Genomic DNA, 23,300 nt, shown 5'->3' with positions numbered 1-23,300 from the left:
ATACTTTTTGCTATCAATATTTAGATGTGTTTACTTTCCTAAATGTTTCTTTGCTTTTTTTGCATAACGTCCATTAGGAAATATTTCCAAATATTTTTCAATTAATTTTGTAGTGTTTGTTGTTGAACTTTCTTTCTCTTGAAATTCTAATTTAGAAAAAGCTTCTGCTGCTTCCCAAATGTTATCATCCATCATACTTTTATCTCCACCATTGTTAAGTGAAGAGGTATAATATGTAACTGCATTTTCATAGTCTCCTAAAAAATAGTAGGCAACTCCTATTTGACTTTCATATAGGTCTTTATTATTAGGATAATTTTCAGAGAGTTTTTTATATAAATCTAAAGATTCACTAAATTTTCCACTTGTCATTAATTTAGAAGCATTACGCATCATTTCATTTTCGTCGTTCTCTGCTATTGGATTCTTAGCTATGAAATCATCGTTTTTTTTATCCAAATCTTGCAATGAAGTTTTCTTTTTTCCAAATAAAGCATTAAATAGTCCCATTTTTATATTATTTAAATATTTTCCTACTCGTTTGGCTTTTCGGAGTCGCCCCGTTTTTTTGAGCGGTCACTGGTTTCCGCTTTTGTAATGCAATACTATTTTCAAAATAGTCAAGAATTGTCATAAAAATCTTTTGTAATTTTTAATCCTGTCTACAATTTCTTTTTGTAAATTTCCTCAGAGTCTAGATGCAACACATATAACTATTTTTCTGGAGGAATGATTACTTAAATAAAGTTTTATCTAAAAAGCTTAAAGACAATTTGTACTATAAGTAGCTGTAGCGTCTTTGCTCCAAGAACTAGGAGGCGTAAATCCTGAATCTATTTGAATACAGGTTAAATTATTATTATAGGTTGCCGTCATATCTGTTAAGCTATTATTATTCCCATTAGCAAGGTTTAGCCAATTCAATGATGAATTACTTTGAATCCATAATTTAATTAATTGAGAATTATTCGATACATTTAAATAACTCAATTGATTACTTGAAACCACAAGGGTTTTTAATCCAATAGTAGTAGAAACATCTAAACTACTTAATTGATTACCTGAAAGATATAAAGATTCTAAAGCAGTGTTTTGTGAAAGATCTATAGTAGTTAATAGATTCCCTTGAGCCCACAATGTCTTTAAATTGATATTGTTTGATATATTTAAATCAGATATTTGATTATTATCTAAATTCAAATACTCTAAATTTATATTTTGCGAAGCATCTATATTAGTGAGATTACTTCCCTGAATGCCAAACTTTTTTAAATTGACATTGTTTGAAATATTTATATTAGTTAGCAGATTATCACCACAAAATAATTCTATTAGATTTAGATTCTGTGAAACATCTAAAGTAGCAATGAAATTATTACCACAAAATAAGTCTTTTAGATTTATATTTTGGGCAACATCTATATCTGTTAACTGATTATGGCTAAAACTTAATCTTTCTAAAACTACATTTTGACTTATATCCAAACTAGTTAGTTGATTCTGAGTACAATATAAATCTTTTAGATTTATATTGTGAGAAACATCTAGACTTGCTAATTGGTTGTAACTGCATTTCAATTCGCTTAACAATATGTTTTGAGAAATATCTAAAGTGATTAACTGGTTCTGTGCACAATCTAATTTCTTAAGAGCAACATTTTGACTTATATCTAAATTAGTTAACTGATTTATTCCAATGTTTAATTCAACTATATTTACAAAAAACTCAATACCAGTCAAATCACTAATGCTTCTATTATAACAATGAATTTTTCCTTCGTAAGCTTGCGCTTCACTTATTTGAATTTCACCATCGTCATTGGTGTCAATTTTACTAATTCCTCCTCCAGTCATACTATTTCCGTGGGCTAATAAAGCAGCCTTAAAATTGGCGTCTGGAATAGTAACAATAGTAGGTAGCTCAGGAGTAGGTGTTACTTGTGTTTCATCCTCTTTACTACAAGAAACAATAAGAACAACTGTAGTAATGAACAATAGGTTTTTAATTTTCATAGTTAATTATAATTTATTAAAAATTAGGTTAGTTTTTTTATTTAAAATAGCTATTTGTATTAAATTGTATTTATTTTTAAATGTGAAATAATGCTGTAATACTATGTGTAATACGGTTTACTAAACTCAAGTGTATCAAGTTTTAGATAAATTTTATTTAAAAATATTAATGTTTGCATTGCTACTTTTCCGCCATTACTTATATTTATTATTGGTGCTGTCAGCTATTCCTCTGATAAGAGTTTTATATCTTCTAAACTTAGCTCCTTATTATAAATTCTAACATCATCTATCTTCCCTTCAAAAGGTGCACACTCTCCAGCAGCACAATGTCCCATTCCTATATAAAATGGAATTAACGATTGAAGATAATCGCATGGAATAGTTCCCGTTTCGTGATTCTCGGTATCCAGTTGTATACCATTAATGTATAATTTAAACCCACTTGAAGTTAAAGTTCCGTCCCATGTTCCTAATATATGAACCCACTCATTAGCATTAATTGCATTTGGATTGGTTTTTCTACCAATGAAATTATCTCCATCAATCGCATAATGAATGTTTAATTGTTTATCATCTGTTACTCCAAAATTAAATCCAATTCTCTCATTACAGTTTCCTGATTGCCCCTCTCCATTATAATTGCTTAATACCCTTCCTGTAGTTTCACCTGTATAATGGATCCATGCTGAAAAAGTTAAGCCAGTCGAAAGTGCATCATCTATTTGCGTTGTGAGTACTACCTTAGAATTAATCCCGTTAAATTCCAATGCTCCATTTTCTTTCTCCATTCTGTCGGTTGAACCATTAGCTTCAATAATTTCTCCATCATTATTATTTATACTTTTATCCAAAGCTTCGTTATCTAAGGTGTAATAGGCTACCAATCCATCTGATGGTATATTTTTCAAATCATCCTCTTGGTCTTTGCTATCTTTACTACAAGAAACAATAAGAATAGCTGTAGTAACATACAATAGGTTTTTAATTTTCATGACAAATTATATTTTTTTAATTAATAGGTTAATTTTTAAATACTTGTTGCTAGAATACTTTTTCATATAAAGCGATTCTTGTTTCATCTCCTTTATGTATCCATGTTGTGCATACAACCATCTAGATGGCACTACCTCTTTAGAAATCCAATGATGGTATTTGTTCTAAAGTTGATGTAAGTTTTATGCGTGATACATAATGAATAAAAAAGCTACTTATTCAGTAACTCTATAAGTTATTCTCCAAAGTATAGGTTCTACCGTTTCTATATTATCCCATTGTACTTCAATTGTTTTTGGAAAATTATGTTCATTATATTGGTAAATCCATCTCGTACCACTTTCCCTATTCTCCGTCATATTGTTTTGAGAGATATTTTTTGCCAAGGTTGCTTCAGTACCAAAATATGGTAATGGTTCAAATGGTAACATATCATTTATTCCAAAAAATGGTTTTAATGCATTGTCATATTCATAATCAAAGTATTGATCCTCAGTTTGACCACCATCTTCTGGTAAGTTATTTCCAGAGCCTAGAAGTTTAACTCGTTCTACATTTTTGGTGCCATCATACAGAAGCGTTAGATATTCTACATTATTGTCATCAATAAGACCTTTCATCTTACCATCTGGATAATATATATAGTTTTTACTGCCAACTAATTGCCCATTTTTAAAAGTACCAGCCTTAACCATTTGACCTTGTTCGTTATAATAAATCTTCGTGAAATGGTTAAACTGTGGAAAAGTATGGTCTGTATAAATTATTCTATTTACTCTGTTATTTTCATATTCCAATTTGTAATCTGAACTTTTATTGTTTACTGGATCGGTATCTTTACGCTTTATCAATTGATTATTCTCATTGTAGAAATACTCTGCCAATAAGTTGTTGTTATAATCAAATACTTTATCCACCAAAAATTGATTTTTATTTGGCATTGTGTCATTAACGTCATCATTTTCACAACTTATAAATAACAAAAATGCCATGCTTATTATTATTGCTATTTTTTTCATACTCTTCTTTTTTTATGGTTCTTAAATGTATTTATACCATTGTAACATATTAAAGACAACTTGTACTATAACTAGCCGTAGCGTCTTTCTCCCAAGAACTAGGAGGCGTAAACCCAGAATCTATTTTAATACAAGGTGAATTATTATTTGATGCTTTCATAACTATTAGTTCATCGTTATTACCATTAGCAAGGTTTAAACTGATTAATTGATTGTCATAACAATGTAATTGTATTAAAGCTACATTTTGACTCACATCTAAACTTGTTAATTGATTGGAAAGGCAAGCTAAAAGTGTTAAAGCTACATTTTGGCTTACATCTAAATTTGTCAATTGATTGGATTGACAATTTAATTGTGTTAAAGCTATATTTTGACTTACATCTAAACTTGTTAACTGATTCTCATAACAGTAAAGAAATTTTAATACAGTATTTTGCGAAACATCTAAACTTGTTAATTGGTTCCCTCCACAATTAAATACCTCAAGAGCAGTATTTTGGGAAATATTCAAACTTGCTAATTGATTGTTTACAACTCCCAAACCTGTTATATTTATAAAAGCTTCAATTCCTGTTAAATCACTAATGTTCTTATCAAAGCAATTAATGGTTCCTGCATAAACTTGCGCTTCACTTATTTGAATTTCACCATCATCATTGGTGTCAATTTTACTAATTCCGTTTCCAGTTATACTATTTCCATGAGCTAATAGACTAGCTTTAAAATTAGCATCAGGGATAGTAACTATAGTAGGTAGTTCAGGAGTAGGTGTTACTTTTGTTTCATCCTCTTTACTACAAGAAAAAAGGGTTATAAAAAGAAGTATGACTGCTTTTAAAGAAGTTTTCATAATATGGGTTTTTAATAAATGTTTTTGTATAATTTAAAAAGCAAAGGTAGACTTGTAGTACATTTTTTTTCCCACCCATAATGGGTAGTTTTTAGTTTTACAATGTTAAAAATCATGTTTTTAATGCCGTTTTAGTGGTTTTTTGAGTTTTATTTTTTTTACTTTACCGAAGTTTCTAATTTAAAAATATGTGCCTTAGAATTATTGTATTCTTTTTTTGTTGGTATGGTGTTGCTCAAAATAAACCTATTCACTACTCAACTTCTAATGGATTGCCTCATGATATAACCTATGGCTTATTTCAAGATTCTTTTGGATATATTTGGATTGGTACAGATAATGGATTGGTAAAATATAATGGTAATGAATTTAAAACATTTACCATAAAAGAAGGATTGCGTTCTAATTATGTTATTGATATTAATGAAACTAAGGATAAAAAAATAGCTGTAGGAATGTGGGGTGGTGGTGTACAACTTATCCAAAATGATTCTGTTTTAATGTCCAAAGGTTCGACTAATTATTTTTCAAAAATTAGTAAAATTAATATCCAAGAAAATACAATTATAGCTAGTTCAGGCCAAAATAGCTTCCATGTTTTGTATAAAAGTGGAAATAATTATATTGAAGAAAAAAGAAATTTTAAAACTAATGAGGACGCTATACTTTTTAATATAAAAGAAAAGATAGGATCTGTTAACTCAAGAGTTTTAAGTCCAATTAAAACTAATGGTAAATTATTCTATATAGGAGGTAATAATTTTGGTCTTCAAAAAACAAAAGGGATTATTTCATTAGATTTTAAAAAGTTTTCCCACAAAGAAGAGTTTCCCTTTTTAAATGATAAAGAAATTAACGATTTAGTCTATAAGGAAGGAATTTATATAGCGTTGACAGATACAGAAGAAATTGTTTTTAATGATAAAAAAATCCTAGAGGTTAAATCTATAATGGTAAAAACGGTAAAAAATAAGTTTAAGTTTAAAAGATTTGTAAAGACCAATAGGTTCAATGTCTATGTTTTAGAAGATGACTTTCAAATAAGTGACCAAATAATATTATATGATAAGATAAGTAAAAAAGAAATTAATTTTTCTTCTGAACAAAAAATAAATACGCTTGTCAGTGATATTATAAAAGATAAAGATGAAAATATTTGGATCTCATTATATGGTCAGGGAGTTTATTTTATTCCTAGTACTTATGAACATGATACTAAATCTTTTTTTGATAATATACCATTGCATGATGTAACCCAATTAAATAATAATAGCCTATATTTTTTATCCTTAACTTCCATTTATTCCCTTAACACTAACGAACATAGTAATATTTACCCTCTTTCGTGTTTTTTAAAGGGTTTTAATACTACTTCTTCCAACAAAGATTCATTAATCGTTACAGCTACTTCTTTAAATAAACATCATGGTAACGCTGGTAAAGGACTAGACAATGTATCATTATTAAGTTCCTTCTATAAAAAAAGAATTAATGGGTCTGACATATCGGTATCTTTTTGGGGATATATACTAAAAGTTTTTGTTCATGAAAATAAGACCCCGCTAAAGATTAATTTTAAAGAAGAAACTCAAATAAATGACGTACAACTAATTAATAATGAATTATGGGTCGCCACTAATTTTGGTTTTTTTATTTACGACTCAAAAAATTTTAAAGAGAAGAGAAGAGTGGCTTCTTTACAAGGCTTATCTAATACTAATATAAAGTCTTTTACCGTATCAAAAAACAAAGTGTATGTGGCAACTATTGGAGGTTTAAATGTCATAGATAAAGATTCTATAAAAGTTTATACTAAAAAAGATGGATTGCCTTCAGACAACTTAAATCATGTTTTTGTAGACCATCATAACATTGTTTGGTTGTCACATCAGAAAGGGTATTCTGTATTTAAAAATGGGAATTTTTACAACTTTACTAAAGAAAATGGAAGTTCATTTTCTTATGTTAATAAAATTATAGAAGACAATAATAACTTTATTTGGTTAGTGGGAAGTAATGGTGCTAAAAGAATAAAAAACACTTTACCTTTTAAACCAGATAACAAACCTTCTATACAAATAAGTAGCAAAAAAGATCAATTTAAATTAAATGTAATTGACTTTTCAGGAGAAACCTTATTAATACAGTATAAAATTGGAGATAATCATTGGGTGTCAACGCAAGAAAGAGAGTATAATTTTTCAAATTATCAATATGGTTCGCATACAGTACAATTTAGAGTAAGAAGATTATCAAGTGATTGGAGTTATTCTACTATTTATAGTTTTTCAAATGTGGCTCCTTGGTATAAGACTTGGTGGGGTGTGTCCATAATTTCTATTAGCATTTTACTTTTTCTAGTGTATAGAATTTTAACCATTCATAAAAAAAACCAGTTGTTAAAAAATTCAATAGCTAGTCAAAAAAAATTAGAAAAAGAACTTAGTGAAGTAAGAGAAAATGTAGCTAGCGATTTTCATGATGAATTAGGTAATAAATTAGCAGGTATAACCATTGTTTCAGAGTTAATGCTAAAAGATGAGTTTATAAAACAGTCAAATTCTTTTGAGGCAATTAAGCAAATCCAAAAAGATTCGAAAAGTTTGTATTTTGGCATAAGAGATTTTGTATGGAGTATTGATAGTAAAAGCGATTATCTAGAAGAATTAATTATTTATTTGTCAGATTTCGGTGAAGAGTTATTTCAAAATTCTGAAATTACTTTTAAAGTGGAAAAAGAGATTAGTCAAGAAATTAAAAAATTACCTAACTATTGGAGTCGCCAATTATTATTACTTTTTAAAGAAGCAATGACAAATAGTTATAAACATTCCAATGCAACTGAAGTTATTTTGTCAATTAATTTAAAGAAGAATGTATTAAAAATCGAATTAAAAGACAATGGAAAAGGATTTATAGAATCAGAATTAAAAAGAAAAAATGGCTTAAATAATATGCAAAAGAGAGCACAGAAGATTGACGGTGAATTGCAAATAATTACTGGTAAAGAGACTAAGGTTATATTTACAGGACTAATAAACATGTAAAAAATGAGAAAAAAAATTGTACTCATAGAAGATTATCAAGTAGTATTAGATTCATTTATTAAAATAATTAATAATACTGAAGATTTTATAGTGGTAGGGGAATTTAATACTTGTGAAGATGCTTTGATTAAGATTCAAGAGATAAAACCAGATTTTGTATTAATTGACATATCACTTCCAGGAATGAATGGGATTGAAGGGATAAAAAGAATTAAAAGCTTGCTTCCATCTATTTCAATTATAGTGGTAACAGTACATGAAAACTCTAGATATGTGTTTGATGCTCTATGCGCAGGAGCAGTAGGATATGTCACTAAAAGTAGCGGAGGTGAAAAATTAATTGAAGCTTTGTACCAAGTAGAAGCTGGTGGAGCTCCTATGAGCATTAATATTGCTAGAATGGTTGTAGAGTCTTTTCAAAAAAAGCAGATTTACAATTTAACTGATAAAGAAAATCAGGTATTGGATTTGCTATCAGATGGAAAAACCTACGCATCTATAGCAGAAGCCTTAAGTGTAAGTGTTAACACAATAAAATTTCATGTTCGTAATATTTACGAAAAACTACATGTAACTAATAAAGATGAGTTAATTGATTTGATTAAGAATAAATCTAATGGTTAAACAAAGTTTCTTCTTTTTTACAATAATTATACACTCTACATCCGTTCCATAAAAACTTGATTATAAATTCATTCTTATAAGGAATCAAAAAATAAAACAAAAAAGCGTTCAAAATTGAATTTTGAACGCTTTTAACTAACCAACCAAAAACTAAATAATTTAACCCAAATTATTTAAAATATATCTATACAACGCCATGAAACTAATTTAAATTGCATAGAAAAAATTAAAAAAATGTTAAAGTTAGTTTATCCACTTTATGAGCTATATCATTTAAGTATTTCAATATTAAAAGTATTTCTTTACCTTTGAATTTCGTAAATCATAAATAAATGGAAAAACCAAAGTTTGCAGTTATTGGTGGCGGAAGTTGGGCAACAGCTCTTGCAAAGATGTTATGTGCAAATCAGGATAAAATTGCATGGTATATGAGGAGCACATATGCTTTAGAATGTATCAAACATCAAAAGCATAATCCTAACTACCTTAGCTCTGTAGAATTTGATAACAATAAATTATTTCTTACTAATGATATTAATGAAGCAATAACATTTGCCGATTATATCATATTTGCTATCCCTTCTGCTTTTTTAAGTGCTGAATTAGAAAAATTAACAGTTCCTATTTCTGAAAAAATAATTTTTTCAGCTATTAAAGGTATTGTTCCTGAGTCTAGTTTAATTGTAGGTGAACATTTTAATACTAAATATAATATTCCTTTTGACAACATAGGTGTCATTACTGGACCTTGTCATGCTGAAGAAGTAGCTATGGAACGTTTATCTTATTTAACCATTGCTTGTAATGACAAAGAAAAAGCCAAATATGTAGCCAAAAATTTAAGTTCTTATTATATAAAGGCTAGAACGACAGATGATATTATTGGTACTGAATATGCAGCTGTTTTAAAAAATATTTATTCAATTGCTGCAGGAATTGCTCATGGTTTAGGTTATGGAGATAACTTTCAAGCTGTATTAATGAGTAACGCAATTCGTGAAATGAAGAAATTTATTCGAAAAGTACATCGCATGAAGCGAAACATTAATAATTCTGCCTATTTAGGAGATTTGTTAGTTACTGGTTATTCCGTTTTTTCTAGAAACAGAATGTTTGGTAATATGATAGGTAAAGGATATACTGTAAAATCGGCTCAAATGGAAATGAGCATGATTGCAGAAGGATATTATGCAGCAAAAAGTGCTTATCAGTTAAATAAAGAATACAAAGCAGACACACCAATAATTGATGCTGTTTATCGCATTCTATATGAAGGAAAAGAAGCTAAAGCAGAATTTAAGAAATTAACTGAAAAATTAAATTAAAAAATTAACTTTTCATTAGATTATATAAAAAATAAACCTATGTAGTTGAATTTCAATTATATAGGTTTTTTTAATTGTTTTAAAAATTGACATAAAGTATTGAAAATAAACCATTTACAGTCTAATCTCTTGGGTAAAAAAATAGATAATATTTTCGCAAACAAATTCTAAAAAATATGGACTCACTAATTAATCATCCAGTAATTCTAAGTGTTTTTTCTGTAGTAATTATTGGAATGTTACTCTTAGATTTAGGCGTTTTAAATAAGAAAAGCCATGCTATAACTAGTAGAGAAGCAGCCTATTGGTCGATTTTATGGGTTTCTTTATCAATGGGTTTTAGTGGTATTATCTATTATTATTTAGGTTTTGAAAAATTTTCTCAATTTCAAGGTGCTTATTGGATAGAAAAAGCATTATCAGTTGATAATTTGTTTGTATTTATTTTAGTTTTTGGTTATTTCAATGTTGCTAAAGAATTACAGCATAAAGTTTTGTTTTGGGGCGTTTTAGGAGCATTAGCATTTAGAGCCATTTTTATTTTCTCTGGTGTTTGGATCTTAAATTATACTTATCTACCCGAAATGGAACTTTTTGGAAAAACTGTAACCATTAATTATTTACTAACCATATTTGGGTTTATTTTAATTGTAGCTGGATTTAAATCTTGGTTTAGTAATAGTGGAGATGATGGAGACAAAGATTTTTCTAAAAGTCCAGGAGCAAAATTAGTTCACAAATTTTTTAAGGTGAGTCCAAATTTTGATGGTGATAAATTCTTTACTATTCAAAATGGAATAAAAATGGCAACTCCTTTATTTGTTGTTGTTGCAATTATTGAATTTACCGATTTGCTTTTTGCAGTAGATAGTATTCCTGCGATTTTTGCCATTGCTCCAAATGATCCTTTTATTCTTTATACTTCTAACATATTTGCAATTTTAGGTCTTCGTTCGCTTTATTTCTTACTGGCCAACTTCATGTATATGTTTAGCCGTTTACATTATGGATTAGCTCTTATTTTAGGCTTTATAGGTGTAAAAATGATAATTGCTCCATTCATACACATATCTTCTTTAGTCTCTTTAGGAGTTGTAGGTGGTGTAATACTTACTTCTGTAGTTTGGTCATTACTATTTCCTATTAAGGATTAATATCTAAAAATGTAACATATTTACACGTTTGTTGTACTTCTCCTTTCTCTTTTACACAATTGTGTATTTTAACAAAAACAGATAACTATCTGACATATAGATGTTTAAATTTTTAAATTTAATGATTTTTCTTATGGCACGCTTTTTTCTTTTACTTAAGCAGACTAATAAATAATTAAAAAAGTAAGTTATGAAAAAAGTAATTTTAACAGCGGTATTCGCTTTTGCAACACTAACAACATTTGCAACAACAGAAGTTAATTCAGTAGAAACTCAAAATGTAGTTCTTCAAGAAGAGTTTAAAGAATTGCCAGTAGAGGAGTTACCAAGCGCTGTACAAGAAGCTGTAAAAAAAGATTTTAAAGATGCTAAAATTCAAAAAGCATTTGTAAATGAAAGTAAAGAGTTTAAGTTGGAGTTGATAGTTGGTGGAGCTACACAAACAGTATACGCTGATGCTAACGGAAATTGGTTGAAAAAGGAGTAATATAAATTCACTTTCTTTTGAAGAAGATGCTATCTCTTGTGAGGTAGCATTTTTTTTATATTATTTTTAAGAAGATTACTAATAAAAATCTTTACTTTTATTTAAAAAAGAATGCCAAAAATTTTAATTGTTGAAGACGACACTACTTTTAACAATATGCTTTTACAATTTTTAAAGCGTAATAATTATGATGCTATACCTACTTTTTCTGTAAAAGAAGCTTTAGCAGAATTAGATTCAAAATCCTTTGATATTATTCTTTCCGATTTACGTTTGCCTGATCAGGATGGTTTAGCATTACTTTCCATTTTAAAACAACAAAACAAATCAATACCGTTTGTTTTAATGACGGCTTACGCTGATGTTAAAACTGCCGTAAAAGCAATAAAAACTGGTGCAGCAGATTATATTTCTAAACCCTTTGTTCCAGAAGAGGCCTTATTAGTTTTACAAAAAATACTTTCTAATGATAAAAAACCTGAAATAGCTTTCAAAAAAGAAAACAAAACTTCTGTTAAATCAGATTTTTATTGGGGAAAAGGAATTGCTTCTATCAAACTTAAAAAACATATCGATTTAGTTGCGCCAACTCCACTTTCTGTATTAATTACAGGAGAAAATGGTACAGGTAAAGAAGTTGCAGCAAAAACTATTCATAAAAAAAGCAATAGAACCAATTTACCTTTTGTTGCAGTAGATTGTGGTGCCATACCAAGAGACATTGCAGGAAGTGAATTTTTTGGACATATAAAAGGTTCCTTTACAGGAGCCATAAACGATAAAATAGGTTGTTTTGAAGCTGCAAATGGTGGTTCCTTATTTTTAGATGAAATAGGTAATTTATCCTATGAAAATCAGATTTTATTATTACGTGCTATACAAGAACGAAAAATTAAACCTATAGGTTCCAATAAAGAAATTGAAATAGATATTCGATTAATTTGCGCGACCAATGAGGATTTAAAAAAGGCTGTTGCCAATGGCTCTTTTAGAGAAGATTTATATCATAGAATAAATGAATTTTCGATTTCTATTCCTTCTTTACGAGAAAGAAAAGAAGATATTGAAGCCTTTTCCTATTTATTTTTAGAGAAAGCAGCTGAACAATTAAATAAAGATGTTACTAAAATTTCTAAAGAAGCTTTATTAGCTTTAATACAATACCATTGGCCAGGTAATTTGAGAGAACTTCAAAACTATATTAAAAGAGCAACTCTTTTAAGCTTAGGAGATGTTATAGAAATAAATTGTTTACCCGATGAAATTACTACTTATAAAGAAGAACAAGAACATTCAGATTTAGGATTAAGAGATGAAGTTGAGCGGAAAGCAATAGTTGATGCACTAGCAATGACAAATGGAAATAAAACTAGAGCAGCAGAGATACTAGGAATATCAAGAAAAACTATGTATAATAAAATTACACAGTATCATTTGTAACTAATTTTTCTTTAAAAGCATTCAGTTTTTGAAAAAGCGCATTATAATCTATGGTTACATTTCCTTTTTTTGATTCCAATTCAAGAAGTTGTAAGGAAGTATATAATTCTTTTTCTTCAAGTTGTCCTATCATAGTTTGCATTTTATGACTTAAGACAGCGATTTCTTGCCAATTTTTATTTGCAACAGCTTTTTCTAGATAGATTATATCTAATGTTAACCCTTCTTTATATTGTTGAATAAATCGTTGAATTTCTTTAGGGTTATCTCCAATAAAGCGTTTTAAAACTGAACCATAAGAATCTTCATTTGTAATTGTGTGCTTCTCTATTTTCTTACCTGAAATTTTAGAAAGCAATGCTAATAACTGATTTGATGTATAAGGTTTCAGTAAGAAATCTGTGTACATTTTTGGTTTGTTTTTTTCATCATCAGGAACTTGACCACTAATAAAGATTACTGGAATATTTTGTGTGTTTGGCAATTTTCTTAATCTTGATACAAAATCATAACCATTCATTTCTGGCATTTGAATATCTGAAAAAACAACAGAAGGAAGTCTCTTTTTACAAAATTCTAATGCTTTGTTACCAACTGTAAAAGTAACAATAGAATTAAAATATGGTTGAAGTAAAGATTTTGTAAGTTCAATTTGAGAACTATCATCGTCTAAAATTAAACAACTATCTAATTCAATCTCATTTTCTACTTTAATTTCATTAGCAAAAATATAAGGCAAATTAATTGTAAAGATAGAACCTTCGCCTAATTTACTTTCCAAAGTTATTTTTCCATCTAATAAATGAACTAATTTTTTACAAATGGAAAGACCTAATCCTGTTCCACCATATAATAGTTCAATTTGATCGTTTTCTTGAGTAAAAGATTCAAATATTTTTTCAAAAGATTCTGAGGCAATACCAACACCTGTGTCTTTTATAGAAATAAATAGTCTATTTTCTTGAACTTTTGTTTCAACAGTAACACTTCCTTGAGCAGTAAACTTGAACGCATTTCCTATTAAATTATAAAGGATTTGCCTAATTTTATTATAATCTCCATAATAAAACAAATCTTCAGTTTCCTGAATAGCATATTTTAAAATAACTTCTTTTTCTTGATGTAAATCGGCGATACTTTGAGCTGTTTCTTCTAATAGTTCGTTTAATTCAAATTCTTGTGAAAAAACTTTAATTTTTCCTTTTTCCATTCGAACATAATCTAACAAATCTAAAACCAATTGCTCAATGTAATGTGTAGCCGATTTTATCTTTATCAGTTTATTTCTGTTTTGAAAAGACTCTTCTTTTTCTAATAATTGTGAACTATATCCTATAACCGATTGTAAAGGTGTTCTAATATCATGACTTACAGAAGCCATTAATTGCTCTCTAGATTCTAGAAGCACTTCTGTTTTTTGCTTTTGAATTTCAAGCTCTTGCCTGTATGTTTTATTTTTAAGAAAATCAGTAGATAAAAGAATGAAGAAAAAGACAACTAAAAGCAAACAGATTATTGCAGCAATAGTTACTAATTTTAAGGAGTCACGCTGGTTTTCCACTCTACTAACTCTCGCTTTTTCTTGTTCTTTTGTAATTGTTTCTCTTAATTTTGAAATAATGTCTGATAATTTTTGTGCAATAAAAAGTTCGTTCCTAAGTAATTCAACTTCTTTGTTTTTTATAGCTATAGATTGTTGATTACTTTTCTTTTGAGATTCTAATAGGATTATTTTTGAAGCCGTTAAAATAGAATCTGCTTCTTTAGCTGAAATTGTATTACTACTATCTTTTGGAACATTTTCATTTAAATAATCCACAAAATCTTGTGCTACTCTTTTTTGATAAGGATTAAAATCTTCTGTATTTATAAATAAATTTTCAATTTTAAGTTTCCCTTTAACATCCTCAAGATTTTCAATTTTCGAGACTACTTGAGCAATAGGTAAAGAACTGTTTGAATTTTTTTGAAGTTTTAACAATTGTAAAACATTCTCTTTTTTATAATTTAAGAGTTGCTGTAGCGTATCTATAATTTGATTATCTGGTTGTAATAAACCCGATTTTAGGCTATCTAATTTTAGTAAAATTTTGTCGTTTTTATTTAAAAACAAAGTAACATTTTTCTTGCTTTTAGTTTGTAAAGCAACTTTAGATCGATTATCTGTTTCATATAAATCTCTTATTAATTCTGTATAAACCAATTGATTTTCATCCATGGAATCAGATTTTAATAATTGATTTAACTTTAATTGCTGATGAAACAAATACCAAACAGCAAAAGCCATTAGACCAAGTAATAATAAATAACTTAGTAATAGTTTTAAAGATGTATATCTAGAAGTGTTTGTCATTTAAAAACTTACTTTTACAATAAGTAATACTCTTTAAACGAAATTAATTTACAGTTATTTCATCAATAAATATAAAAGCGTTGCCATCAAAAGGATGTCCTTGATGCCACTCAGGTAATTTTCCAAAATTTTTAGCAATAATTTTTACATAACGACCACTTTCTTTAACTGAAACTTTAAAATCTTTAATTACTGTATTATATTCTTTTGGGTCTATTGTGTTATTTACAGACGCAACTTTAGTAAAATTTTTAGCATCTTTTGAAACATAAAAATCTACATATGTTGGCATTAAAATCCAAGCTCTTGTATCTTGAAGAAAATTGGCACTTATTTTTTCAATTTTAATTTCTTTTTGTAAATCTACAACCGCTTCAAAATCTTGATTTTGATATCCTTGCCATTCTCCTTTTCTCCAATTTTCGGTTCCTAAAATGCCATCTAACAAACCTTCTGCACCACCTGCATGATATTGCGGATTGTATTTCGATTTAATGTTGATTGTATAATTAGTTGGTTTTTTAAAAAATTGTGCAGAAATGGTGTTGCTTTTTTCTTTCCATTTATTTGTTGAAAAAGTATAAATATGAGTAGATTCTGAAATATCAAAAGGAGTAGTATATTCTAGAAAATCATTTTCATTAGTAAATGAATAAAATATGTTCTGTTCATCCTTTGCTTTTAATTCGACTTTTAATTTATTCTTAAAAGATTTGCTTTCAGCTTCAATTATAGGAACTGGAATGATGTCTTTCACAAAACTATTTTCAATTTTCCCTTCATAATTCTCTCTAAAATGATAATCATTTACAGCAATTTCCTCCAACTTCATTACTTCAGTTTTTTCATTGATAATTAAAGTTCTTTTATCTTCAAAATGCACTTTAATAGTTTCAAAATAAGGCTTTACGGTTTGAAAAAATGGTTGTCCTGGTGTAACTGAATAAATTCCCATTGAACTCAACACATACCAAGCACTCATTTGTCCGCAATCTTCGTTTCCTATTAAGCCATCTGGTGTGTTTTTATAGAAAGTATCTAAGATGTATTTTACTTTTTCATTTGTTTTTTCTGGTTTTCCAATGTAATTGTATAAATAAGCCATGTGATGACTTGGTTCGTTTCCATGAGCATATTGTCCTATTAAACCAGTAACATCTACTTGTTCGCGACCTGTAGTTTTACTTTCACTGTTGAACATTTCGTCTAATTTCGCTTCAAAATCTTCTGGTCCGCCATAAGCCTGAATCATTCCTTCTATATCTTGAGGAACGAAAAACGTGTATTGCCAAGCATTGCCTTCGGTAAAATTATTATTGACTTCTTTTGGGTCGAAAGGTTTGTCCCAACCACCATTTTTCTTTGGTCTGATAAAACTCGTCTCCCAATCGAAAAGATTTTTCCAATTTTGAGAACGCTTCATGAAATAGTCGTAATCTTCTTTTTTATCTAAAAGCATAGCCATTTGTGCGATACACCAATCATCATAAGCATATTCCACTGTTTTTGAAACACTTTCGTGTTCGTCGTCAATAGAAATAAAGCCTTGTTCTTTATAAGCTTTCAAACCTAAAACATCTCGCATTGCGGATGCTTTACTAGCTTCGAATGCTTTTTCATAGTTAAAACCTTTGATACCTTTTACCATTGCATCTGCAATTATTGAAACAGAATGATAGCCTATCATACAATCGGTTTCATTGGAAGCTAATTCCCAAACGGGTAATCTGCCACCTTGTTCGTATTGTTTGATAAAAGTATTAATATAATCAGATGTTCGTTTTTTATCTATTAAAGTATATAATGGATGTGCACCTCGAAAAGTATCCCAAAGCGAAAAAACCGTGTAATAATCAAATCCTTCTGTTTGATGAATTTTGTTATCTCTACCTCGATATTTTCCATCTAAATCTTGGGCAATGTTGGGTTGCATCATCGTGTGATATAATGCTGTGTAAAAAATAGCTAGTTTATTTGTATCATCTGAAGTGACTTCAATTTTTGATAATTCTTTGTTCCAAAGCGTTTCTGCCTCTTTTTTTACTTTCTCAAAATTCCAATGATTAATTTCTGAACTGTTCAATTTAGTTCCTTCATAACTCGTTGGAGAAAGCGACACTTTTACAAGAATTTTTTCTCCTTTTTTTACTAGTTTGGAAAAACTTAAGGCTAATTCTGTTCCTCTATATACTTTATCTGTTTTAGTATCATTAGCTTTAGCTAAATTAATTTGCATGGGAACATTAAATTCCAAACGCGCATAAACATACTGATTAGTTGCCCAAGCTTCACTTCTTCTTAAAATTTCAATAGTTTTATCATCTATAATTCTCACTTCTCCTTCCAATAATTTATCACGATGGTTTAAATCGAGAATAATATTGGCTTGACCACTTTTATTAAAAATATATTCATGCAATCCAACTCGAGTAGAAGCTGTTAATCGAACATCAATATTGTGTTTGTCTAATTTTACACTATAAAATCCTGCTGAAGCTTTTTCGTTTTCATGAGAGAATGAAGAAGAATATATTTTATTATCAAAAGAAGGTTTTCCCATTGTAGGCATTATCATGATATCACCAAAATCAGACACTCCGGTTCCATTCAAATGGGTGTGTGAAAATCCATAAATAACACTATCTGAGTAATGATATCCTGAACAACCATCCCAACTTCCATCAATTCGAGTATCAGGAGATAATTGTACCATTCCATAAGGAACAGTCGCTCCAGGAAAAGTATGACCGTGTCCACCAGTTCCAATAAATGGATTTACATATTTTGCAAAGTCTTGTGCAAATGTGATATTTGCGATAAAAAGGATTGATAATAGAAAATTCCTCATTTTACAGTTTAAATTAGACTATAAAATTGAGGAATTTTTATGAAGTTTGCAATATTTTGTAAGTAACTAAACACCCATTACACCTCTTTTTGCAATAACAGGCAAATCGGATTGTGCTTTTTCGTTGATGCTGTTCACTTTGAAGATGAATTTTTTATCAAACATTTGATTACCTATAAAATAAGATAATAGGAATTCATTGTTTAATTGCAACACATTATTTTCTAGAAACTCTATTTTCACAGCTGTTTGCGGTTCTACTTTTGCAAAAGCATGTCGTAAAGACATGGTGTTTCTATTTTCTCCATTAATCAAACCATAAGCTCGTGAAACAATCATGGCCATTTCTAAGGTTTCATTGGTAGCATTTAATAAATAAGCATACCAACAATTCTCTTGAAAATCATCGCTCCATTCTTGTATAGCTACAATATGTACGTTTTCTACTTTTGGAATTATTATGTCTTTTTTCATGCAATAAGTCTTAAAGTTTCAAAGTCGAAAGTCTTAAAGTAAGAGTAACTAACCCTTTCCACTTTATGACTTTCGACTTTATGACTGTTTTAAATAGATGATTTGAATTGTTCTAAGAAACGCACATCATTTTCATAAAACATACGAATATCACCAATTTGGTATAATAACATGGCAATACGCTCAATTCCCATTCCAAAAGCAAATCCTGTGTATTCGTCTGGATTGATGTTACAGTTTTTTAAAACATTTGGGTCTACCATTCCACAACCCATAATTTCTAACCAACCTGTTCCTTTAGTGATTCTGTAGTCAATTTCATTATTTAATCCCCAATAAATATCTACCTCAGCACTTGGTTCAGTAAATGGGAAATAAGAAGGTCTTAATCTAATTTTAGATTTTCCGAACATCTCTTTGGTGAAATACAACAACGTTTGTTTTAAATCAGCAAATGAAACGTCTTTGTCAATATATAAACCTTCCACTTGATGGAAAATACAATGTGACCGTGATGATATATCTTCATTACGAAAAACACGTCCTGGAGAAATAGTTCTGATAGGTGGTTGATTGTTTTCCATATAACGTACTTGCACTGATGAAGTATGTGTACGTAGTAAAATATCAGGATTAGTCTGAATAAAGAAAGTATCCTGCATGTCTCTTGCTGGATGGTATTCTGGTAAATTTAATGCGGTAAAATTGTGCCAATCGTCTTCTATTTCTGGTCCTTCAGACACATTAAAACCTACATTTGAAAAAATATCAATAATTTGATTTTTTACAATAGAAATAGGATGACGAGAACCAATGTTTATTGGCTCACCTGAACGAGTTACATCTCCATAAATTCCTTTTACTACTTCTTTGCTTTCTAATTGCTCTTGAATAGCAGCTACTTTGTCTTCGGCAGTATTTTTTAACTGATTTACAATTAGTCCAAAATCTTTTCTCATTTCATTTGGAACATTTCTCATATCAGCAAATAACTCTCTTAGCAAGCCTTTGCTCCCTAAATATTTAATACGGAATTCTTCTAATTTCTCTTTACTATCAGTATGAAAAGCTTTGGCTTCTTCAATATGACTTTTAATCTTGTCTATCATTGTAAATCTTAAAATGGACTGCAAATTTACAAATTAAATTTTTTTGTTTTGATTTAATTCTAAAGTTTGTCTATTTGTATAATAAATCTTTAAAAACTAAACTTTTCCTCTTGTGCCAAGTTTGGATGCCAATATACTAATAATGAAAATTTGAAAAGCATGAAATAACATTAAAGGCAAAAGAATTATTCCAATGGAAATAGTCGATGGAAATAAAATTTTAGAGAAGACTGTTCCATGAACCAACGATTTTTTAGTTCCGCAAAATTGTGCTGTTATTTGATCTTCCTTATTAAATTGAAGTTTTCTGGACAAAAATCCAATTAAAGAATAGACAACAAAAAAGAGCACCATATCTACAGTAAAAATCAAGATTAAATCCATTATTTTAACTGATGTAAATACCTTTCCTTCGAAAGATTCCGAAAAGCTTTTATAAATAATCAATAAAATAATTGACTTATCAAATAAAGTCAATTGCTTATTATATTTGGCAGCATATTTCCCTAAGTAACGTTGCAAGATAATACCCAAAATAACTGGTAGGAGAATTTCTGTTGCTAATTTGATATAAATTGTGCCTAAGTCAAATTCGGTTGTGGTTTGTTGTAAAAATAATTCCATCCAAAGTGGTGTAATTACTATTCCAATTAATCCTGAAATACTAGCGTTGAAAATTGCTGCTGGTATATTTCCATTAGCTATGGAAACCATTACTACTGATGAAGAAACTGTTGAAGGTAAAGCGGCTAAAAATAAAAATGCCAACCAAATCATTTCTTGATTATCAGAAGTTATGAATGGTTTAAACAACAATACTAAAATTGGGAACAGTAAAAAAGTAGCGAGTTGAACTAAAATATGTAATTTCCAGTTCTTTAGTCCATTTTTAATTTTATCAGGATGCAATTTTAATCCGTAGAAGAAAAAAATTAAGGCAATACCTATACTTCCTATTAAATCTAAAGGAATGTTACTCTCTTTTGCTCCTAACTGTGGAAAAAGATAGGCTAAAAGAACTATTATTATAATAGCCAATACAAACTTATCGATTTTCATTTTGTGTTATTAAAACTAATCTATTAATTCTTTATCAAGGAAATAATTTACAATAGCATCTTTCATAAGAACCGATTGTTCTCCCGCTTTTAAAGGTGGTAATTCTTCTTTTATTTTGTAATGCGGCCAACCTTCGTTATCAAAATATTCAAATTCGTAATAACCATAAGGTTCGAGTAAACGACAAATAGCAATATGCATAAGGTTTACTTTTTCATCTTTTTTAAATTCTTGCTTGAATTTTCCCAATTCTTGAATTCCTATTAAATAAATAATTGCATCTAAATCGAGTTCTTCTCCATCTGCAAATTTATTCGATAATATATTGACAACACTTTCCCAGCGTTCTTTTAATTGTTCGTCTCTTGACATTTTATTTAAGATAATAGAGCAAAGAAGAAAGAAAAAAGACTTTCTCCCTGTGTTCATTTTAATATTGTGCAAAGATATAGCTGAAATTTGGTTTTAAATAATTTCTATTATCTTTATTCTTTAATCTTTTAGAATGAGTTTTATTGATATTGTATTTGCCGTTTTGTTGTGTTATGCTTTGTATAAAGGAATTAAGAATGGTCTTTTTGTAGAATTGGCTTCCTTGATTGCTTTAGTTACTGGAATATTTGTAGCTATTAAATTTTCTTATTTAGTGAAAAATATTTTAGAACCCAAAGTGACTTGGGAACCTAAATACATTGAAATAATTGCCTTTGCTTTAACTTTCATCCTTGTGGTAGTCTTGATTCACCTTTCTGCAAAATTATTGACTAAAATAGCTGATTTTGCCTATTTAGGTTGGATTAACAAACTAGCTGGAGCTATTTTTAGCGCTTTAAAAACAATTTTATTATTAAGTATAGTGATTTTATTATTTGAGAAAGTGAATATCAATAATGCATTAGTAAAACAAGAAACATTAGACAAATCTATTTTTTACAATCCTACTAAAGAAATTTCGGCATTTTTATATCCAAAAATTGAAGAATGGTATGAGAAGCAAGTAAATAAAACTGACGATGATGAGAAGAATGAAACAAATGAGGAGGAACAAGAATAGTGTTCGGTTTTCAGTCGCAGTAATCCTTTGTCTTTAAACTAACTAATCTCCTCCACAACCACCGCAACCTCCACCGCAAGAACTACCGCAACTTGAACCGCAAGAGCTTCCACAACTTGAACCACAACCAGAAAAATAATTGGAACTTGTATGTGTATTTGCTATAGGAATAAATGCAGCGGAAAGTAATGCTATTCCATTTAAAAAATAATTCCATTCCCAACCTGTATGTTCTGTCTTGGTGTTTGGAATAATTTCGTTTTTAAAATGTTTAGGAATTGTTTTTTGAACGATACTATAAAGAATCTTTTTCAAAAAAAGAAAGGAAACATAAAAGACTATTGCCATTAAGAGTATTAAAAACAAAACAGCTTTTTCTCTTATTATTCCTACAACCAATCTACTCGAACCAATAGCAAGAAAAAGGATAACAAAAACATAATTGGTAATAAATAATTGCATATTATTCTTGGAAAAAACAAGTTCTTTCTTAATTACATCTGTAGCTTTTAAAATTGTTCTAAAAACAGGCTTGCTAATAAGCACACTAAGCAACTGACTATATTTCAATGCCTTTTGGCCTTCAAATGTATCTACAATAGCTTTTTCTATTATATTATTTAATTCCTTACGACTATTTACTTTAGAAATTTCTTTAGAATCATTAATTTTTAATTTTTTTCCTACTATTAAATTATTGACATATCCGTGAATTACCACTTTAATTTGATTAGTTTTTAAACAAATTAATTCGCTAGCAGTTAGCTTTTCAATAATTTTATTTGAAAGAATCAACTTTGTTTTCTTTTCAATACTAATTTCATTATAAGTATTTAAGATTTTGAAAAGTATAAAACCTAGAAGTAAATATGATAATAGAAAAAGGGACCCATTTATTACAGTATAAAAATCATAAAGTACATATCTAAAAAATAAAATTAAAAAAAACAATAATAAAATTCCAAATGAGATAATAGTACTTAAATGTATCTTCGACTTTTCAACCTCTAAAACCTCAATAAATGTGTTGTATTCCCAAAATTCTTTGGGTTGTAACCCAAATATACTTTCATATAGTTCTTTAGTACGCTTTTTAGCAGCTATAAATTTGTCTTTTTCTTCTTTGTTATGTGTGGAAGGAATGTGCTCTATTTTTTTACCTAAAATATCGCAAAATTCTTTATAAGATTGAGTAAAAATAAGATGTTGATGCCAAACAATATCCACAATTTCAGAAGGAGAAACCATTTGATTTGAAGTCGCTGCCAAATACATAAACTTTTTATATTCTTCTATGGCTTTTTGGGTAAAGAATGTTGTCCATTCATTTTCATAAGCTAAACGAGTAGAAAAACCATATTCTGAAAGGGGAAAATCGAAATCAAATTTTTCTATTTCATTCCAAAGCGTTTTATTCATGTAGATAAAATTTCAATCTTCTCAAA

19 protein-coding genes are annotated in these 23,300 nt (G+C 28.8%); 7 read left to right on the top strand and 12 right to left on the bottom strand.

Annotation, left to right across the window (positions count from 1 at the left end; all coding sequences use genetic code 11):
- Positions 1–30: 30 nt before the first annotated feature.
- The 5 genes from ACULEV_RS18465 to ACULEV_RS18445 all read right to left on the bottom strand — a co-directional run bounded on the left by ACULEV_RS18465 (position 31) and on the right by ACULEV_RS18445 (position 4,881).
- A complete protein-coding gene (locus ACULEV_RS18465; RefSeq protein ID WP_445456526.1) occupies positions 31–510 on the bottom strand; it encodes a tetratricopeptide repeat protein in 480 nt (159 codons plus the stop codon).
- Between the two features lie 252 nt (positions 511–762).
- Entirely contained in the window at positions 763–2,013 is a 1,251-nt protein-coding gene (locus ACULEV_RS18460) for a leucine-rich repeat domain-containing protein (RefSeq protein ID WP_445456525.1), read from the bottom strand.
- Between the two features lie 224 nt (positions 2,014–2,237).
- Positions 2,238–3,008 (bottom strand): LamG-like jellyroll fold domain-containing protein, encoded by a 771-nt coding sequence (locus tag ACULEV_RS18455; RefSeq protein ID WP_445456524.1) that lies wholly within the window; start codon positions 3,006–3,008, stop codon positions 2,238–2,240.
- Positions 3,009–3,224: 216 nt separating this feature from the next.
- Positions 3,225–4,028: a hypothetical protein gene (locus tag ACULEV_RS18450; RefSeq protein ID WP_445456523.1), complete on the bottom strand. Its 804-nt coding sequence runs from the start codon at positions 4,026–4,028 to the stop codon at positions 3,225–3,227.
- Between the two features lie 49 nt (positions 4,029–4,077).
- Positions 4,078–4,881: a hypothetical protein gene (locus ACULEV_RS18445; RefSeq protein ID WP_445456522.1), complete on the bottom strand. Its 804-nt coding sequence runs from the start codon at positions 4,879–4,881 to the stop codon at positions 4,078–4,080.
- A 188-nt stretch (positions 4,882–5,069) separates the two neighbouring features.
- Here ACULEV_RS18445 and ACULEV_RS18440 point away from each other — a divergent pair, with 188 nt between their 5' ends.
- The 6 genes from ACULEV_RS18440 (at position 5,070) to ACULEV_RS18415 (ending at position 12,958) form a co-directional block, all read left to right on the top strand.
- On the top strand, positions 5,070–7,928 hold the full coding sequence (locus ACULEV_RS18440) for a ligand-binding sensor domain-containing protein (RefSeq protein ID WP_445456521.1): 2,859 nt from the start codon (positions 5,070–5,072) through the stop codon (positions 7,926–7,928).
- A gap of 3 nt (positions 7,929–7,931) precedes the next feature.
- Positions 7,932–8,552 carry a response regulator gene (locus ACULEV_RS18435; protein WP_445456520.1) on the top strand — a complete coding sequence of 207 codons (621 nt, stop codon included), beginning with the start codon at positions 7,932–7,934 and terminating at the stop codon, positions 8,550–8,552.
- A gap of 332 nt (positions 8,553–8,884) precedes the next feature.
- A complete protein-coding gene (locus tag ACULEV_RS18430) occupies positions 8,885–9,877 on the top strand; it encodes an NAD(P)H-dependent glycerol-3-phosphate dehydrogenase (RefSeq protein WP_445456519.1) in 993 nt (330 codons plus the stop codon).
- Positions 9,878–10,053: 176 nt separating this feature from the next.
- Positions 10,054–11,031 carry a TerC/Alx family metal homeostasis membrane protein gene (locus tag ACULEV_RS18425; RefSeq protein WP_445456518.1) on the top strand — a complete coding sequence of 326 codons (978 nt, stop codon included), beginning with the start codon at positions 10,054–10,056 and terminating at the stop codon, positions 11,029–11,031.
- A gap of 190 nt (positions 11,032–11,221) precedes the next feature.
- A complete protein-coding gene (locus ACULEV_RS18420; RefSeq protein WP_445456517.1) occupies positions 11,222–11,518 on the top strand; it encodes a hypothetical protein in 297 nt (98 codons plus the stop codon).
- A 111-nt stretch (positions 11,519–11,629) separates the two neighbouring features.
- Entirely contained in the window at positions 11,630–12,958 is a 1,329-nt protein-coding gene (locus ACULEV_RS18415; RefSeq protein WP_445456516.1) for a sigma-54-dependent transcriptional regulator, read from the top strand.
- On the opposite strand, the gene ACULEV_RS18410 is transcribed toward ACULEV_RS18415, so the two are convergent.
- The 6 genes from ACULEV_RS18410 to ACULEV_RS18385 form a co-directional block, all read right to left on the bottom strand.
- Positions 12,939–15,311: an ATP-binding protein gene (locus ACULEV_RS18410; RefSeq protein WP_445456515.1), complete on the bottom strand. Its 2,373-nt coding sequence runs from the start codon at positions 15,309–15,311 to the stop codon at positions 12,939–12,941. The two genes, ACULEV_RS18415 and ACULEV_RS18410, sit on opposite strands and share 20 nt — an antisense overlap.
- Positions 15,312–15,354: 43 nt before the next feature.
- Positions 15,355–18,159 carry a GH92 family glycosyl hydrolase gene (locus tag ACULEV_RS18405; RefSeq protein WP_445456514.1) on the bottom strand — a complete coding sequence of 935 codons (2,805 nt, stop codon included), beginning with the start codon at positions 18,157–18,159 and terminating at the stop codon, positions 15,355–15,357.
- A gap of 66 nt (positions 18,160–18,225) precedes the next feature.
- Positions 18,226–18,633, bottom strand: a complete 408-nt coding sequence (locus tag ACULEV_RS18400) for a hypothetical protein (RefSeq protein WP_445456513.1) — start codon at positions 18,631–18,633, stop codon at positions 18,226–18,228.
- An 89-nt stretch (positions 18,634–18,722) separates the two neighbouring features.
- Positions 18,723–19,742 (bottom strand): phenylalanine--tRNA ligase subunit alpha, encoded by a 1,020-nt coding sequence (gene pheS / locus ACULEV_RS18395; protein ID WP_445456512.1) that lies wholly within the window; start codon positions 19,740–19,742, stop codon positions 18,723–18,725.
- Positions 19,743–19,838: 96 nt separating this feature from the next.
- The gene (locus ACULEV_RS18390) at positions 19,839–20,801 is read right to left on the bottom strand and encodes a bile acid:sodium symporter family protein (protein WP_445456511.1); all 963 of its coding nucleotides are present in this window, start codon (positions 20,799–20,801) and stop codon (positions 19,839–19,841) included.
- 15 nt (positions 20,802–20,816) lie between these two features.
- Positions 20,817–21,173 (bottom strand): hypothetical protein, encoded by a 357-nt coding sequence (locus ACULEV_RS18385; protein ID WP_445456510.1) that lies wholly within the window; start codon positions 21,171–21,173, stop codon positions 20,817–20,819.
- 133 nt (positions 21,174–21,306) lie between these two features.
- On the opposite strand from ACULEV_RS18385, the gene ACULEV_RS18380 reads away from it, so the two are divergent.
- Positions 21,307–21,855: a CvpA family protein gene (locus tag ACULEV_RS18380; protein ID WP_445456509.1), complete on the top strand. Its 549-nt coding sequence runs from the start codon at positions 21,307–21,309 to the stop codon at positions 21,853–21,855.
- Between the two features lie 42 nt (positions 21,856–21,897).
- Here ACULEV_RS18380 and ACULEV_RS18375 read toward each other — a convergent pair whose 3' ends face one another.
- Entirely contained in the window at positions 21,898–23,274 is a 1,377-nt protein-coding gene (locus ACULEV_RS18375) for a hypothetical protein (protein WP_445456508.1), read from the bottom strand.
- Positions 23,275–23,300 lie beyond the last annotated feature (26 nt).

It is taken from the genome of Flavobacterium sp. HNIBRBA15423 (assembly GCF_052655965.1).
Note: the sequence above shows the minus strand (reverse complement) of the source record. Positions and strands in the feature narration are given on the sequence as shown.

What these genes read in the sequence shown, in the direction of transcription:
- ACULEV_RS18465 (WP_445456526.1), bottom strand. Translation starts at nt 510, where the DNA reads ATGGGACTATTTAATGCTTTATTTGGAAAAAAGAAAACTTCATTGCAA.
- ACULEV_RS18460 (WP_445456525.1), bottom strand. Translation starts at nt 2,013, where the DNA reads ATGAAAATTAAAAACCTATTGTTCATTACTACAGTTGTTCTTATTGTT.
- ACULEV_RS18455 (WP_445456524.1), bottom strand. Translation starts at nt 3,008, where the DNA reads ATGAAAATTAAAAACCTATTGTATGTTACTACAGCTATTCTTATTGTT.
- ACULEV_RS18450 (WP_445456523.1), bottom strand. Translation starts at nt 4,028, where the DNA reads ATGAAAAAAATAGCAATAATAATAAGCATGGCATTTTTGTTATTTATA.
- ACULEV_RS18445 (WP_445456522.1), bottom strand. Translation starts at nt 4,881, where the DNA reads ATGAAAACTTCTTTAAAAGCAGTCATACTTCTTTTTATAACCCTTTTT.
- ACULEV_RS18440 (WP_445456521.1), top strand. Translation starts at nt 5,070, where the DNA reads ATGTGCCTTAGAATTATTGTATTCTTTTTTTGTTGGTATGGTGTTGCT.
- ACULEV_RS18435 (WP_445456520.1), top strand. Translation starts at nt 7,932, where the DNA reads ATGAGAAAAAAAATTGTACTCATAGAAGATTATCAAGTAGTATTAGAT.
- ACULEV_RS18430 (WP_445456519.1), top strand. Translation starts at nt 8,885, where the DNA reads ATGGAAAAACCAAAGTTTGCAGTTATTGGTGGCGGAAGTTGGGCAACA.
- ACULEV_RS18425 (WP_445456518.1), top strand. Translation starts at nt 10,054, where the DNA reads ATGGACTCACTAATTAATCATCCAGTAATTCTAAGTGTTTTTTCTGTA.
- ACULEV_RS18420 (WP_445456517.1), top strand. Translation starts at nt 11,222, where the DNA reads ATGAAAAAAGTAATTTTAACAGCGGTATTCGCTTTTGCAACACTAACA.
- ACULEV_RS18415 (WP_445456516.1), top strand. Translation starts at nt 11,630, where the DNA reads ATGCCAAAAATTTTAATTGTTGAAGACGACACTACTTTTAACAATATG.
- ACULEV_RS18410 (WP_445456515.1), bottom strand. Translation starts at nt 15,311, where the DNA reads ATGACAAACACTTCTAGATATACATCTTTAAAACTATTACTAAGTTAT.
- ACULEV_RS18405 (WP_445456514.1), bottom strand. Translation starts at nt 18,159, where the DNA reads ATGAGGAATTTTCTATTATCAATCCTTTTTATCGCAAATATCACATTT.
- ACULEV_RS18400 (WP_445456513.1), bottom strand. Translation starts at nt 18,633, where the DNA reads ATGAAAAAAGACATAATAATTCCAAAAGTAGAAAACGTACATATTGTA.
- pheS (WP_445456512.1), bottom strand. Translation starts at nt 19,742, where the DNA reads ATGATAGACAAGATTAAAAGTCATATTGAAGAAGCCAAAGCTTTTCAT.
- ACULEV_RS18390 (WP_445456511.1), bottom strand. Translation starts at nt 20,801, where the DNA reads ATGAAAATCGATAAGTTTGTATTGGCTATTATAATAATAGTTCTTTTA.
- ACULEV_RS18385 (WP_445456510.1), bottom strand. Translation starts at nt 21,173, where the DNA reads ATGTCAAGAGACGAACAATTAAAAGAACGCTGGGAAAGTGTTGTCAAT.
- ACULEV_RS18380 (WP_445456509.1), top strand. Translation starts at nt 21,307, where the DNA reads ATGAGTTTTATTGATATTGTATTTGCCGTTTTGTTGTGTTATGCTTTG.
- ACULEV_RS18375 (WP_445456508.1), bottom strand. Translation starts at nt 23,274, where the DNA reads ATGAATAAAACGCTTTGGAATGAAATAGAAAAATTTGATTTCGATTTT.